Origin of the sequence: Microcoleus sp. S36b_A4, assembly GCF_036700645.1 — a bacterium.
Lineage (GTDB): Bacteria > Cyanobacteriota > Cyanobacteriia > Cyanobacteriales > Microcoleaceae > Microcoleus.
This window is the reverse complement of the sequence record NZ_JAUBPI010000115.1, coordinates 1-16,882: the sequence shown is the minus strand read 5'-3', so window position 1 is coordinate 16,882 and position 16,882 is coordinate 1. Positions and strand designations below refer to the sequence as shown.

Sequence of the window (16,882 nt, the reverse complement as noted above, 5' to 3'; positions counted from 1 at the left end):
TTACCCTATCTTTTTTGAGGCGATTTGTCTAGGATTGCCTCAGAGTCTGTTTTTCAGGCAACCTGTCACCCCGTCAGCAAAGAATTACAGCCATTTATTACCCAAAAATCTCCAATTAATGTTAAGACCTACGGAATGTGGGTTTAATATCACAATGAGTTTCATTACTTGGACATCTGTCAGTTGCACTTAATCCTGGCTGAAACTGATGATTGCAGTCTCAGTTGCGCTTAATCCTGGCTGAAGGACAATTATAGTTGCAAATAATCCTGGCTCAACTAACTCCTGCACAAATATAGCCTGGGTATTTAGTTATTTACTTAGTTTTATTTGGTGTTACTAAACTCTCCGATACTAGATAAACCATTATAAATCGGGAGTTTTGCTGTTTTAGCTGAAGCGTCAACCTGAGCAAATGTGGTACTAATCAGTAGTTATGGTATTGGTGTTCTGGGTACTGTACCGAAGCTATAGTGTTTGTTTTAGTTGGGTCTTTCCGGGGTGTTTTACACTGCATCTTACGCACAAGTAAAACATAAAAGTAAGACTATTTTGATATTTGTATTACAAATTAATCTCTTTGTCTTACTAAGAACCTATACAGTAAATTAGACAAAATATTGTTATATTTTCACTGCATCTCGGACTTGTTGCAAGCGCTCAATAAGATGGGAAAGAGCGCTACCCGATCACTACAAAACGCGCAAAGACAAGCGAACGGGCGATCAGTGGCTCACACAGCTAAGGGCGATCAGCGGCTCACACGGCTTAGATTTCCGTAAAATGGGAGGTTAAGGGCGATCATATCCATCAACGTTTACAACAGAAGTTGACCAGCTTTGGGCAACAGAGGAGTTTGGTTAAGGATTCATCAGATTCCTGAAGCCATGTCCGGTAAAGTTCGCCAAAGTGACATCTTGACTGCTCTAAGTGATCGCGTTTTGGATTTTCTTGCTTTCAGGCGGGAAGTCGATATGCTGAGATTGACCAGAGCTGTAGGGCGATCGCAAATACCATTGTGGCTGCACCGATGATGAACCGAACCAATACCCTTTTCCTCAACGTTTTGAATTTTATGAATAAATATTAAAAGAAATTGAGAGATGCCGTTCTCACTTCTAGTATTATTGTATAAGTCATCTATCGACCGACATAGATTTCCTTGAATAATCCTTAACCCAGGGAATAGCCAGCAATGAATTGCACCGGATCAACCCATTCCAGTACCTTAGTCTTCATTGATTCTAACGTTACCGATATTAATCATCTGCTCACGGGTCTTGCTTCTAATACCGAAGTGATCACCCTCGATACAACCCAGGATGGAATTGAACAAATTACCCAAGCGCTCTCAGAACGAAAAAATATTGACAGCATTCAAATCGTTTCTCACGGTGCAGACGGACAGCTACAACTCGGCGCCACAACATTAACCTCTGAAACCCTCAACACCTACACTCAACAGTTGAGCCAGTGGGGTCAAGCACTGAACCCCGATGGAGATATTCTATTTTTGGGTTGTAATGTCGCCGCCTCAGACATCGGAAAAGCCTTTGTACAACAGTTAAGCCAGATCACAGGCACCAATATTGCCGCCTCCGATGACATCACTGGAAATGCTAACCTCGGTGGAGACTGGCTATTAGAATATGCAACCGGGTTAATTGAAGCGCCTCTCGCTTTTCAACTCGCAGCAATGGAAGCTTATGAAGGCGTACTCGCGAACTTTTCAGTTAGTACAGCCAATGAATTGAGACAAGCCCTAATTGACGTTCGTAATAACAATGAAGCAGATCGAATTACTTTAACAGGTAATATTAGCGGATTTGGTGAATCCTTTGCCATCGATCTTCAGGATAATGAACCTTTATCTATTATTGGAAACGGTCGTACTATTGATGGCGGAAATAACACTCAACTTTTTAATATTGTCAGTGGGAAAGTGGTTCTCTCTAACCTTACCCTTCAAAATGGTTTAGTCAAGGGAGGAGATGGTGCTGGTGGCGGTGGCGGTGGTTTAGGTGCGGGTGGTGCTTTGTTTGTCAGTGGTGGGAACGTCACCGTTGAGAATGTCACCTTTAATAATAATCAAGCCAGAGGCGGAAACTCTCCGAATGGGGCAGGCACAGGCGGTGCAGATGAGAAAAGCGGTGCAGCCGGAGGTAATGCGGGTAGCTTGAATGGTCGCTTAGATACAACGGGTGAGTTTGCCATAGGTGAGGGAGGTGAGGGAGGAGGAATGAAAACAAATGGTGCCGCCGGAGGTAATGGTAACTTTGGCGGTGGCGGTGGCGGTGCTGGCGGTGGCGGTGGGGGAGACAAAGACGGAAACGACGTAGCAGGTAATGGAGGTAACGGGGGTAGTGGTGGCTTTGGTGGCGGTGGTGGCGGCGGTGGTGGCGGTGGCCGTGATTATGACATTGCTAGTGGCGATGAGAATGGGAGCGGAGGAGCTGGCGGTAACGCTGGAGAATTTGGAGGGAATGGAGCTGGTGGTGCTGGCGGTGGCGGTAGCCGAGATGGCGGTCAAGGTGGCGGCGGTGCTGGTTTAGGCGGAGCCATTTTTGCCAACTCCGGTGCATCGTTAAGTTTAATTAATTCAACGTTTAATAATAACCGTGCTGAGGGAGGTACGGGAGCAAATAACGGTCAAGGTCAAGGGGGGGCAATTTTTGCCAGAACGGGTGCTGTTGTTAATACGGCGAATGTGAATTATAGTGGGAATTTTGCTTCATCAGGTAGTAATAATGGATACGGAAATATTGGTAATCTCACCCTTCCGACATTATCAGTTTCTAACTTAACTAACCCTGCTGAAGCGAATACAAACGGAGCATTCCGACTAACACTTGATCAAGCGTTTTCTAACGATATTACCGTTAATTATAATATTGCTGGAACGGCAACCAAAGACACAGATTATACGATTCGCCAAACCATTGTGATTCTGGCGGGTGAAACCAGTGTTGAAATTCCAGTTACTGTAACAGACGATATCCGCTTTGATCCGAATGAAACGGTTATTTTAACCCTCGCAGCAGGGACTCCAAATTTTTATACCATTGGTGCTGCTAATAGTGCCGCACTAACCCTGAATGACAACGAACCAGAAGTTAGTATCACCGCCGGAACCACTCCTACTGAAGCGAATGAAGTTTCTGGAACGTTTAATATTAACTTAACCCGACCTGCTCCAGAGGGAGGGTTGGATATTCAATATACAGTCGCAGGAACGGCTAGCAAAGATGACTACACTGCCACATTAAATGGTGCAGAAATTCCGCCCGATTCTCTGATTGTTCCGGCAGGAGCCAGTACAGCGTCAGTTAATATTAAACCCGTTGATGATAGTTTAATAGAAGGGCAAGAAACGCTAAAAATTACCCTGACTGAACCCGCTAATTTAGAAAAATATGCGGTTAAGGATGATGCAACCGAAGCAACTTTATCAATTACCGATAACGAAAAACTACCCATTGTTAAACTTGGAAAAATCGGCAATCCTTCAGAACAAGGGCCAACTTCGGGCAGTTTTAGCATCTTTTTAGCAGATCCAGAGACAGGCGAACCGTTAGAAAATCCCCCGTTAAAAAGCGATGGACAAGCTTTAGAATTAGAAGTTTCCTATGAAATCACCGGAACTGCGAATAACGGAGCGGATTATTCTGAGATATTAACGTCTTTTATTACCATTCCCGCCGGAAAAACGAGTGCTGCTTTCCCTGTAGAAACCCTGGATGATCTGGTTGATGAAGGTAATGAAACTGTTACCGTTACTCTCAAAGATATTAAACCAGAGAATGCAATTTATACGACTGACACGACCCCTGCAACCTTAAATATAACGGATAATGATACTGTGGGAATTACCGTTTCTCCTATTAACGGTTCTACCCATGAACAGGGAGGAGAAGCTGGTTTTACCGTCCAACTGAATAGTCAACCCGAACAACCTGTTACCTTCAAATTTACCAGTTCTGACACCACAGAAGGACAACTTCAAACCCCATCAATTACCTTTGATAGTAGTAATTGGAATCAACTTCAAACGGTTAAAGTGAAAGGCGTTGATGATAGCGAAAGAGATGGTGATCGCACCTATGCTACCCAAACTACAATTAGCAGCGATGATGTTAATTATAGTACACTTAACCTAGCAGATATTCCCGTCACCAATATTGACGACGAAACCGAAAACGTCTTAATTTCTCAATCTAATGGAAGCACAGAAATTAGCGAAGCGGGTGCAACCGATAGCTTTGAAGTGGTCTTAACGGGTTTTCCGATTAATGATATTGTTGTTAACGTAAGCCCAGATTCACAAACGGATCTCGGTAACGGACTCGGACAACCGATCGCCTTAAATTTTACCCCAGAAACTGCAAATACCCCGCAAATAGTAACCCTTAAAGCCGTTGATGATGATGTTGTAGAAGGCGAACATCAAAGCAAAATTAGCTATATTGCCAATAGTATCGATCCGCTTTATGCAGGTTTAAAAGGGGAAATTACGGCGGCGATCGCAGATAATGACAATCCCACCGTTAGTGTTAAATCGGCTGGAAATGGAAGTGAACAAAGCCTCGTTCCTGGTATTTTCCAGCTAACTTTAGATCATCCCGCACCCAGTGAAGGATTAACCGTTAATTACACCATTTCAGGCGTTGCCACACCAGGGAGAGATTATACCGCCGTTGGTTTAAATACGGTTTCAAAAATAGGGTCAGTTTATATTGCACCTGGACAAACCGGAGCAAATCTAAATATTACCCCGATTCAAGATTTAATCACCGAAACAGGCGGAGAAAGCGTCACCCTGAAATTAGAAACAGGTCCAGGATATGAACTGGGAACCGTAGATCCGGTTAGCGTAACTCTCACTGATGATGATGTGCCAGGGGTGCGAGTTTTAGAAACTGGAAATGGGACTAAAGTGGTTGAACAAAATGCCACGCCACCGAATATTAATAAAGCCGACACTTATCAAATTTCCCTCACCAGTTCCCCAGCCGTCGGTGAAATTGTTACCATTACCCCAAATTTTAATGGCGAAAACCTAAAACTCTTCGATGCCAACCAAAATTCGATTACCAAAATTACATTTGACTCCACCAACTGGAACCAATCTAAAACGATTACTGTTGTGGGTTTAGATGATAAAAAATCAGGAACCCTCGAACAACTGATTACCCACAGTACCAGCAGCACCGCTCCAACTTCTTCCTACAATACTGGCTTAGAAATTGATGGAAAACCCCTTCCTAATGTCACCGTTGCGATTACTGAACCGACTTATAATTCTGCAGAAATTGCAGACGGATTAGGATTACTACTCGAACGTATTGCCGAAAGTTTGCGGCAAATGTTTAAAGATACCAGCGTTCCAATAATCGGTTCTCTAAGTGGTTCTGAACCCGCATTTATTGACACCATCAAAAATAATATTGTCAATGCGGTTAAAAGTACCGCTAACCTCACGCAAGACAAGTTAAAAACGTTACTCACCGACCAATTAAAGACCATTTTTCCCGATGTCAACGTGATTTCAGAAGCTCTCCCAGAAGACGTTTCGTTTAGTATTGATTTGGGGAAACGTTACGCTACCGCAGCCAATTTATCGAAAGATTTTGGTTTACCGGGTTTGGGTTTAGAAGTAGAGGGTCAAGCCGAAGCAAGTTTTGAATACGATTTAGACTTAAAGTTTGGCTATCATCAAGATTTTGGCTTCTATGTTGACACCGCAGGAACCAAACTTTCAGCCGATGCGTTGGTGGGTTTAAACGATAACTTTAATGCGAAGGCGACCTTGGGTTTCCTTGAATTAAATGTTGCAAATGGCGCTGAAGATAAAGTGAATGGGGGAACTAAAAAAACTCAAGCCTCACTAGACGCTAAATTTGCATTGAAAGATATTGATCTAAATGCAGAAGGAGGTTTAATTGCAGATTCTGGGGATGGAAACCGACTCACTTTAACCGAATTAAAAGGATTTAATCAACTTCGTCAAAACAATCAAGTTACCCTTGAAAATCTGTTTGACCTCGATATTGAAGCAGGCGCTCAAGTCGGATTAAATGCTAAAACGACTATTCTCGGAAGTTCTGCCATTCCTTCCTTTAATTTCGAGGTAGCGGGACAATTTGATATCCTCAAAGTAGACGGTTTTAAAGTCACTGGCCCCCAAACCCCGCAAATTGATTTTCAAAATGTTGCGATCGATATTGGCAGCTTTGTGAGCAACTTTGCCAAACCGATTTTAGAACAAGTTGATAAAGTTTTGCAACCGTTTCGGCCTCTCGTTGATGTTCTAATTCAAGATACTAAATTACTATCAAAATTAGGATTAGCGGGAGTCTTTGATAAGAAATGGCCGATTCCCAATGGGGGAGATGGTCAGGTTTCAACCTTAGAATTAGCGGATGTTATTTTAAAGGTTTTAGGGAACGAACTTCCGCCAAAAGTGTATCAGTTTTTAGATACATTCATCAAGGTTGATAACTTCGTCAAGCAAGTTAATAGTTTGCCGGCGGGTGAAACCATTCTCATTCCCCTCGGTAATTTTAAATTGCCTAAATTGCAGGATTTAAGCAAACTGAGTGAGAGTGAAGTTGATACGATTTCCCAAAATACAAGAAGCTTGACAGCAGATTTTGAGCAAATCTTTCAGACGGCAACGGATAGTGCTAAAAAGCAAGCGGCAGAATATTTGAAAGGATTAACCGCCAATCTGTCCTTACCCAGTCTTGAATCTGTCCTCGCGCTTCAACAAAATGTTAATCTGCTCGAAACTGAACTCAATAACCTTCTCCAAACAACCCCGGATAGTGCGAAAAAACAAGCGATTCAATTCCTAACAGATTTTGCCGATCGCCTACCCTCATCGCAATTTGCTGATTTTAGCAAGCTTAATTTAAGCGAGATTGAGCAACAAGCCAGCGATGTTAAAACCGAACTGGATAAAATTATCCAAAATGCCGATACCTCTAGCAAAAAAGCAACCACTGAATTTACGAAAAGCTTCACCTATGGTGATGGGAATACCGCCTCTCTCTTTGACATTCCCCTACTCAAAGACCCGAAAAAAGCGATGGGTTTATTGTTAGGTCAAGATGTCTCTTTATTTACCTTTGATGTTCCTGAAGTTGCCTTTGATGTCGGGGTGCGGAAAACCTTCCCAATTTGGGGGCCAATTCGGGGTTTACTTGAAGGTAAATTTGGTGCTTCCGCCGACTTTGCAATTGGGATGGATACCTTCGGTTTGCGGCAGTGGAAAGCGAAAGATTTTGCCGCTAATGAAGCTTATCGCATCCTTGATGGGTTCTATATTAGCGATCGCGAAAAGCCGGATGGGACAGGCGCAGATATTGCAGAAATTAAGCTGAATGCCAGCGTCGCAGCAGGCGCAGGTATCGATATTGTCGCCGCTTCTGGCTACCTCAAAGGCGGAGTTGAAGGGTTATTTAACCTCGATTTAGTTGATAAAGGGGAAGCCAATAAAACCGATGATGGTCGCATTCATGCGATTTCTGAAATTGTTCCTCGTTTTGATGATTTATTAAGCTTAATCGGAGAAATTAATGCGTTTCTCGGTGCAGAAGTTAAGGTGTTTGGTGAAACCATTTATGATAAGCATTTCGCCACCTTTAACTTAGCAAAATTCAAAATTGGAAATAGCAGTATCGGAAAAGTACAAGATGGTTATATTGCCGGAGGCAAGGTTTTCTTAGATGCTAACTTTAACGGCCTTCAAGATTTCGCTGATCTCAATAGTAACGGAATTCGCGATTTTGAGGATCTCAATAATAACGGAATTCGCGATACTTATTCAGCCCCCGATCTTGATACCGGAGAAATCGTTCAACTGCTCGAAGTTTTCAGCGAACCGTTTAGCGAACCTAGCACAATTACTAATGCAGATGGTAGCTACGATCTGAATATTTTCAATACCTTTGATACAAATGGCAATGGAAATATTGATGCCGATGAAGGTCGAATAATTGTTATCAATGGAGTTGATACCTCGACTTTCCTTCCCCAAATTGTTCCTCTTGCAACCACCCCCACAGCAACCATTGCTTCACCCCTAACCTTGCTCGCTTCTCAAGGTTTAACACCTGATTTTGACGGAGCTAAAACTCAAGTCAAAAATGCGTTTAGTCTGCCGTCCGCGTTAGATTTATTAACGGATATTCCGACGGATGTAGACATCAAAGTTCTGGGGTTACAGGTAAAACTTCAGAATCTGATTATGGCAGCAACCCGAAGCCTTTCAGAAGCACCGTTTATCGGCTTACAAATTGAGTCGGCCGAGGTGAAAAATCAAGCGGGTTTACTGTATCTCGATCGCAACGGTAACGATCAGTTTGCTACCGAAGAACCTGAAGTCATTAGCGATCCGGCTAATGGTGGAATTCGTTTTCTCGATTTGGATGGTAATGAACAATTAGATAGTGGAGAAGTCTCTTCTTCTGTTGCAACAGCCGGGATTGCTAAAGCTGTATTTCAAATCGTTGCCACTTTAATTCAGAACGGAGAAACACCCAACTTAAGTGATGAAACGGTTGTTAAAACGTTGCTAGAAAATGCTATTTCTGGTTTAACTCAACAAGACCCGAATTTAACTCTGGATGCCGATATTTTAACCGCAACAGTTGCAGAAATTATCGGGAAGAATCAAAGCGTTGATAGCATTCTCGCCAATACGGCTTTAGATGAAGCTACTGCTCGTCAGCAAATCGTCAAACTTTGGGTTTTCTTTGATGCGAATTATAATAATGTTCAAGATGCAAACGAACCCTTCGCTTATCAAGCCAGTGATGGGACGAATCAGTTAGAAATCCCCGTTGCTCAATTTGATGCAAATGGCAATGGTCGCCTCGATCCGAATGAAGGAGAAACCCTCGAAGTTGAAGCTTTTGAATCAGTCGAATTAGCAACAGGTTACTCGCAGCTTGTGACGAATCCGTTTGAAACTTTAGTTCGATTATTAGCTGAACCTGTTGATCCCGAAGCCACACAAACTCAAGTTAAAACGGCTTTAGGGCTTCCTAATGTTGATCTCTATAACTTTGACCCGCTCAAAGCAATTGCAGAAGGGAATCCAGATGGTTTAATTGTTTTCAGCAAACAAGCCCAAATTTATAATACGTTGGTGCAATTAAGCCAGTTTCTCAGTAGTTCTAGCGGTGAAGCGACCAATCGCATTTTAGAAGAACTCACGAAACAGATTAACCAACCGAATGTAAGGCTAAATTTGAGTGATTCAACCCCAATTCAAGCACTCATCCAGGTAATTAATCCTAATATTTCGGCAAATACGGCGGCGGGTGTTGCGAATATTATTGTTGCTGGAAATATCCGCATTGAGCAATTAGTTTCCGACTCAACTCTGAACTTGGTTCAAAAAGCAACAGAAATTGCGAAAGTTCAGCAGGTTGTTCAAGGAAAAACAGCCACCGATCTACAAAAAGTGGGAGCAGGAACGTTATCCATTGAACAAGCGATCGCGGCTCATACGGATGAAGCTCTTAATACTCAAATTCAAGCTTCAACCGCTCAAGATCCAACCTTCCAACTAGATGTAATCAATAATAATCCAACGGCTGAAGCTGATGCTAATATCACAACCTTGGAAGATACTCCAATCACAATTAATGTGCTGAAAAATGACACAGGGAGTGATAGTGGTGATTCCCTAACAGTAACAAAGGTTGGCAGTTTAGCGATTGACGATGGGGGACAAATTACAGCCATTCTACCAGAAACAAGCCAAGGTGGAACGTTAGAAGTGAGCGAGGATGGAAAATCAATTACCTATACTCCTGCTGTTAATTATTTTGGTGAAGATAGCTTCTTTTACCTGATTAAAGATAGTAAAGGCAGTGTTGCGAATGCGGAAGTGGCAATCAATGTTACGTCCGTTAACGATGCTCCAGAACGGATCACCGAAATTCCTGATCAGTTGAATGTTCAGCAGGGTCAGCCATTTACCCTCGATGTCTCTCCTAACTTTAGTGACCCCGATGGCGATGTGTTGGTGTTCTCAGCCGCCGAACTTCCAACTGGCTTGAATATTGATCCGGTAACGGGCATCATTAGCGGTACTCCCACTGTTGGCACTGTTAGTCCGTTAGCAATGGGCTTCGCCCAGCCGGAGGCTATCGCAGTTACGGCAACTGATACCAGTGGAGCAACCGTTAGCGATCAGTTCGACTTGAGCGTTAACGCGCTTCCTCAACCGACACCGCAACCGACACCTGCACCCGCACCTGCACCAACGCCCGCACCCGCACCAACGCCCGCACCTGCACCAACGCCTGGGGAAACACCTGCACCAACGCCCGCACCTGCAACAACGCCTGGGGAAACACCTGCACCATCGGGAACACCGACACCAACAGATACACCAACGCCAAGAGCGCCAATACCGACACCAACGCCAACAGCGCCAACACCATCGGAAACACCGACACCATCGGAAACACCGACACCATCGGAAACACCGACACCATCGGAAACAACTAATAACCTCTTAGACGATGAGTGCATCTGCGACCAAATTACCTATCCCAACTTAAACCGACCAAACTCAGTTGAAAACACCATACTCGGCGCATCCGGCTTTCAAATAGGCACTGCCCAAAACGATGAATTACTAGGTAGCAATGCTGCCAATATATTCGAGGGCAAATCCGGAGATGACAACTTCTACGGTGGTGGCGATAATGACATTATTAATGGCAACCAAGGCAATGACTTCATCGCCGGAGGCAAAGATGAAGATACTCTCTACGGAGATGAAGGAAGCGACATCATCCTTGGCGAATCGGGTAACGATTTAATCTTCGGAGGCAAAGGCAATGACTTCTTACATGGCCGCGAAGGTATTGACATCATTTATGGCAACAAAGATAATGACTTCATTGATGGTGGCAAGGATAATGACACCTTATATGGAGGCAAAGGTAACGACATCTTGCTTGGCAGTCAAGGTGATGACAATCTGTTTGGACAGTTAGGTTCGGATATCATCTGCGGCGGTGAAGGTAATGACTTAATCAACGGTGATGAAGGAGCAGATATCCTGGGAGGGTGTGCCGGAAATGATACTCTTTTTGGGGGTGCAGACAATGATACTCTCACTGGTGGCAAAGGAGCCGATCTCCTTGACGGAGGCATGGGAAATGATAGTTTAATTGGCGGTAGCGGCAACGATATCTTTGCCTTAAAAGCTGGTCAAGGATTTGATATAATCGCTGATTTTACTGTGGGTCAAGATTTGATTGGATTAGGTGGTGGTTTGAGTTTTGAACAGTTAGAAACAACTCAAAACACTCAGGGAACTCTCATCAAAAACCTCTTGACAGGGGAGTATTTAGGTGTGATGGTTGGAGTGAGTGCCAATGCGATTACATCTGCTAATTTCCGGCTGCTCTAGGGAAGGAAGGAAAAGTACGAGATCCCATTTAATTCAACATGGATCTTGCACTTAACCCAAAAGTCGAGATCCAAATTTGAGTGCACTTGAGAAGCCCTACTTGTGGAAGCCGTTGGGCTTCTCGCCTTCATGCTCAACCTTTTCTAAACCATCTTCTACCAATTTTCTAAAGCCCTGCTACAGATAGAGACTCTAAAATAAATTCCCATCCCGTCAAATAAGCAATAACTTCCACCCTCAACTTATTTGACTCTTTTTGCAAGGCTGCTCTCAACTCTTCTATTTGGTCACATCTCAACTGTTAAGAATCTAAAATCTGAAATTATTTGACCAAAAAGAGCGACCGATATTCTATTGGCTGTAGGCAATTGCGATCGCACTTGCCGACAATCCACAAGAACCGCCCAACCCCAAACGCCCACTAAGTTGCCAGATACAGACCGCTAGAGTCGTTGGGTTTGGCGTGTAAATATTTGCTCGTCGTGGCAACTGAAGCATGGCCCAAAGTTTGACTCAGCAAATGAATGGGCGCTCCCCGGTTGAGCGCGTGTGAAGCGTGGCAGTGCCGGAGCCAGTGCGCTGATGCTTTCTCGGAGAGTCCGACACGGACGGCCGCTGCTTTTACCAGATGAGTTACAGAAACCGGATTGAGCCTACCGCCATCGGACTTCTTGCGACTTCTAAAGATTGGTTCCAGGTTGCCTCCATCACCACGGCTACTGAGCAGTTCGGCGTACAACTGTCGAGGCAAAAGCACTACGCGAGTCTTGTCGCCCTTGCTATAAATCGAGAGTTGCCCACTTTCACCGTTAGGTCATCGCACGCGATCGCTCAATTAATTGTTGTAACATCCGATCGAGATCAGCGATCGCTCCCAGGTTGAGACAAAAAACACTCTCAAGGGTAGCGCGTAACTCTGCAACCGTTGAAAGGACACGATGTTCTGTTCGACCATCCAAATAATGCACCGTAAACTGATTATTCCACAAGGCATAACGACAATTTGCATCCGGTTTTGCCGCCATCAAGTTAGTAACAAAAATCGAGTTTGGATGAGTTGAAACATACCAATTGCTCACTTCATAATCGGGTAATTCTTGCTCCTGAAGGTCGAATCTGTAAAGGGATTTCCACTCCTGCTTGATATATGCTTGCATAATGTAGCTGCGCTCCGTTGCGATTAATCGAAATGGTTCATGGGATGTAGGTTGTTCAATATCCGGTGTCAAAGCAAGCGGCGCGGTAAGCGTTAATCCTCCGAATCCCGCATCTGCAATGTATGGCTCTCCATCAATATTGACCCCCAGCACCATATGGCTGCGAGGTGCGATCGTCCCGGATGGCAAATTCCACAGCACGCGAGCTGCTAGATTCGTTACCTGAAAGCCAAGAGCAAGCAAAACAGCCCGCAACAATGAATTTTGCTCAAAACAATAGCCACCCCGTCCCTCGTTGATTAGTTTTTGTTGCAAGGATGCTAAATCCAGCAAAACCGGTTGTTTCAGGAGTGAATTGAGGTTTTTAAAGGCGATCGTTTGGGAATGTCGTTGATGAATTGCCTGTAACGTTGTCAGCCTGGGTGAGCAGTCACCACTATACCCAATTCGTTGAAAATAGGCATCAACGTCGATCTCAGTCAGTCGTTGTTGCAATTGCATATTTTATTATCAGAGTCAATGCTGAGTTTATTCATGGGGAACAATTAATCATTACGCATCCAACGTTCCTTCGTGTTTAGCATCAGAAAAATCTATGATTTCGCTCGCTCCTTCACGTCTAATCATCCGCTTCCCCAGCAGATCGCTCCTTTCATCCCATCAAGTAAATCGGTAATGTCTCTTTGGTCGGGGCCGCGATTATCGCATACACCATCAAGGTGTTTAAATTTTTGTGTCTGCTGAGTTTCTAAACCTTCCGCACATCCCCGTCTGTTGCGTCCAGCGCGGCTGTGATAACACTGTGTCTGATGCGGTGGGGGAACATCTACTTAATCAGGGTATGAAAAAAATAACTTGAAAATCCCGAAGTTTTGTGGATGCTGGTTTCTCTGACTTGCCTATTAGCTTTTCATACCCTAAATCAGCAACGCCATTTAATTCTGGTAAGCCAAGTTAACGATCTTCAAGTCCCCCTTTTGTTGGCGTAGCCTGTCCAAAGGACATAGGGGGATTTAGGGGATCGCACCACCACTTATCTGAACGCAAACTGCTGTTAACTTCTGACCCAGAGAGACTTGGGCATCAAGCAATGTAGATGTTTTGCTCCCGGCTCTATTTTGCCAATCCGTGCATCCATAGCTAAACTGGCAAGGGAATAGGCATCAAGGGGTACAAGTCCTTTTAGGGTCTGCATTCTCTCAATTAGACTCATGGCCGCCATGTTCATAGCCTGCATTGCATCACCATCGATGGCATGGGTGACAAAACTATCTGAGGTATCAGTGGTAGGGTTAGGGGCAAGGACTGGAGTTGGTTGTTTCGGTAACATGCAATAGACCCCTTTTAGTTGATTGACCACCTCTGCTACTCGACAATCACCGTAGTTTGCCATGTATTGACGAGCTTCAGTAGTGTTTAAGCCTTTAGATTCAGCAAGAAATTTTAGGGTTTCTTCTTCCAGAATATCGATCGCAATATTGAGGTCTCGATCGTAACCCATCGTTATCCAATGAGTATTTGACTCAATCCGCGGCCAAGTCAGGCGTTTACCCTTAATTACTTCTACAGTCAGGTTCAGTTCATTAAAGGCAGACTCGATCGCTGTTAAATTAATCTCACCATTACCTTGCACCGCATGGGAATCCCCAGACCACAATAAAGCTCCATCCACAAACACTGGTAAGTAAATCGTTGTGCCTTCTACTAATTCTCTACAGTCGAGGTTTCCGCCAAAAGGTCCAGGGGGTACGGTGCTATATTGTCCACTTTCAGCCCTCGCCACCCCAAGAATACCGGGGAACGGACGCACAGGTAATTCAATTCCCGGCAAAAATTCTGTTACCCCACGCTTGAGGTCAAGGAAGAAATGTTTTACTTGGGGTTCAGGGAAGCTAGTTGGGAATTGCCCTAGGGCAAGATTACCCGGCAGGTTCCAGTTGGAGCCATAGGTACGAGGCACAATCCGATTAATTTTGACTTTGAGAGTATCTCCCGGTGCTGCGCCCTCTACAAAGATCGGCCCTGTAATCGTATGGGGTCCACGACCGGGATTATTTACCCGCAGTCTAGTAATTTCTTCGATCGATACCCCCGGCAAAACTTGATTCATGGAAGCCATCATGGTTTCCATGACAACGGTGTCCCCTGATTTAATCCGAGCGCGGGGTGTCTCTGCATTATTAAACCAACCCCATTGGACTGTCTCATCATTGGCTGGCAGTAAGTACACACCACCCTGATACTGTCCCACATATCCTTCCTGTAAAGCTGCCATTTCCGATCGATCGGTTGGAGTTTGAGCAATCAATTTATTTGGTAACAAGGTCGCAGCCGCAGCTACAGTCCCACCAAGAAGAAAATCACGTCGATTCGGCATAGCTTGCTTTTTTATGGTGAATGTCTGTAATCCCCTGATCCATCTAGATCAAAGCAGATATATTATTCAGGCTTATTCTTTTAGAATTTGTTATCTAAAATACAAATAGCTTAGAAAAGGAATAAACACTCACCATAAATCTATATCTCCTGGATGATAGATTGTGAGCATATTTACATATAATGTCTGAAAAAATAAGGATATTTCGCAATTGCTCATGGGTAGCCAATCTACAGCCAAAACTATCTTTCTGGTCGCCTCTATGGTGGGCTGGCTTATCGTTGGTGCATCTTTGATGTATCTTTTTCCGGTCGTCGCAGATTGGTTAATATCCTCCGATCGCACCCATCTATGGATGCAGACCCTCAGCCGTAGCGGTTACAATCCTATGCTGGCTTGGGTAGGAGGAGGCATCACTCTGGTTATTACCGTGTCGGGGTATATCCTCTGGCATCAGAGGTTTGAAGGCAAGATTTAGAGCGACGGTCGCAGATCGATTTTGGAGCGATCGAGTTCTGAGTTCAAAGAAGTGTGGGAGGCATGAGCGGTGAGGCGTAAAAAAAGCCTCCCAAGACGACTATCAGAATTTTAGATATTTATGAGTGCTGGTTTGATATACAGTGCTTACTTTTGGGAAAACAGCGAGTGCTATATTTCTGAAAGTTTGGGCTGCTGTAAAGCAAGATAGTATTAATGAATCTGAATTGGCAACAGTTATTAAATTCTCAGTGATGCAAGTCTTTAAGTTTCTCCTAGATTGCCTTTAGGTCTTAATAAGAGCATGGATAGTAGAGATTAAAAGCTTAAATTTTATTACAATATGCTTTCCAGCTTATCTACGTTACCTTAAGTCTTTTCTCATTTGATGAGAATTAGGCGTAATAACCTCCCATTCTTTCACCGGGTTTGAGGTCTATGTCCTTGATTTTATAAAGCTTTTGATGGGGTTGTCACCCCCTCAGCCACCAAACAAAAATTATTGTCGTCACAATGAAATGAATCTTACCGAGACAAAGAATATGACGCGAGACGAAGCAATGCGACGAATTGACCGGGCAGCCCAGGAAAATTGGAAGAAACTGAATCTGTCGGGGTTGGACTTGGAGGAAGTGCCATCGGAAATTGGCAAATGTACGCAGCTTGAGACGTTCGTGTTAATGGAATTCCAGTTCATGCCATTCCATGAAAAACGGAAAGAAAGGGGAAAACGGCTAACTAAGTTTCCTGATGCTGTTCTTCAATTAACCAACTTAAACATACTTAACCTTCATGGCAATGAGATAACCTCCATCCCAGAGGCTATAGGGCAACTGTCCAATCTTACACTGCTTGAACTCGGTCTGAATCAGATTACCTCCATCCCAGAAAACATCAGGCAACTGGCCAATCTTACACTGCTCTACCTCGGTAGGAATCAAATAACCAAAATCCCAGAAACCATAGGGCAAATGTCCAATCTGACAGTGCTCTACCTCCATGACAATCAGATTACTTCCATCCCAGAAACCATAGGACAACTATCCAATCTGACATGGCTTGACCTCGGAGACAATCAAATAACCAAAATCCCAGAAACCATCAAGCAAATGTCCAATCTTACACAGCTTGACCTCAGTCACAATCAAATAACCAAAGTCCCAGATGCACTCGGGCAGATGTCGGAGCTGACACACCTCTACCTCGCTAACAATCAAATAACCGAAATACCAGAGGTACTCAAGCAAATGTCGAAGCAAATCAAGGTTGATTTAGATAACAATCCAATTACCCCAATCCCAAAGGCGATTGAGCTCCTATCCGATTAGACACAGTACCCCGATAGCATTGACTTTATTTAGGGCTTGCTGAATATATCGCCCGCGTGTTACGTGGCCTGGGTTATTTGATCGCGCGCTCAATAGTAAAGTGCAA

Annotated in this window: 7 protein-coding genes; 4 read left to right on the top strand and 3 right to left on the bottom strand. The window is 44.0% G+C overall.

What is annotated here, in order from left to right; all coding sequences use genetic code 11:
- Window positions 1–887: 887 nt before the first annotated feature.
- Both QUA03_RS25400 and QUA03_RS25395 read left to right on the top strand, forming a co-directional pair.
- Window positions 888–1,034 (top strand): hypothetical protein, encoded by a 147-nt coding sequence (locus tag QUA03_RS25400; protein ID WP_333216023.1) that lies wholly within the window; start codon window positions 888–890, stop codon window positions 1,032–1,034.
- A 161-nt stretch (window positions 1,035–1,195) separates the two neighbouring features.
- Entirely contained in the window at window positions 1,196–11,437 is a 10,242-nt protein-coding gene (locus QUA03_RS25395) for a DUF4347 domain-containing protein (RefSeq protein WP_333216021.1), read from the top strand.
- Window positions 11,438–11,858: 421 nt separating this feature from the next.
- On the opposite strand, the gene QUA03_RS25390 is transcribed toward QUA03_RS25395, so the two are convergent.
- The 3 genes from QUA03_RS25390 to QUA03_RS25380 form a co-directional block, all read right to left on the bottom strand.
- Complete coding sequence (locus QUA03_RS25390; RefSeq protein WP_333216025.1) at window positions 11,859–12,224, bottom strand: tyrosine-type recombinase/integrase; 366 nt, start codon at window positions 12,222–12,224, stop codon at window positions 11,859–11,861.
- A 22-nt stretch (window positions 12,225–12,246) separates the two neighbouring features.
- Window positions 12,247–13,095, bottom strand: coding sequence for an arylamine N-acetyltransferase (locus QUA03_RS25385; RefSeq protein WP_333216019.1), 849 nt, complete (start codon window positions 13,093–13,095; stop codon window positions 12,247–12,249).
- Between the two features lie 553 nt (window positions 13,096–13,648).
- A complete protein-coding gene (locus tag QUA03_RS25380) occupies window positions 13,649–14,971 on the bottom strand; it encodes an acetamidase/formamidase family protein (protein ID WP_333216017.1) in 1,323 nt (440 codons plus the stop codon).
- A gap of 262 nt (window positions 14,972–15,233) precedes the next feature.
- On the opposite strand from QUA03_RS25380, the gene QUA03_RS25375 reads away from it, so the two are divergent.
- Together QUA03_RS25375 and QUA03_RS25370 are read left to right on the top strand one after the other, a co-directional pair.
- Window positions 15,234–15,449 (top strand): hypothetical protein, encoded by a 216-nt coding sequence (locus tag QUA03_RS25375; protein ID WP_333178684.1) that lies wholly within the window; start codon window positions 15,234–15,236, stop codon window positions 15,447–15,449.
- Between the two features lie 541 nt (window positions 15,450–15,990).
- Window positions 15,991–16,776: a leucine-rich repeat domain-containing protein gene (locus QUA03_RS25370; RefSeq protein ID WP_333216015.1), complete on the top strand. Its 786-nt coding sequence runs from the start codon at window positions 15,991–15,993 to the stop codon at window positions 16,774–16,776.
- Window positions 16,777–16,882 lie beyond the last annotated feature (106 nt).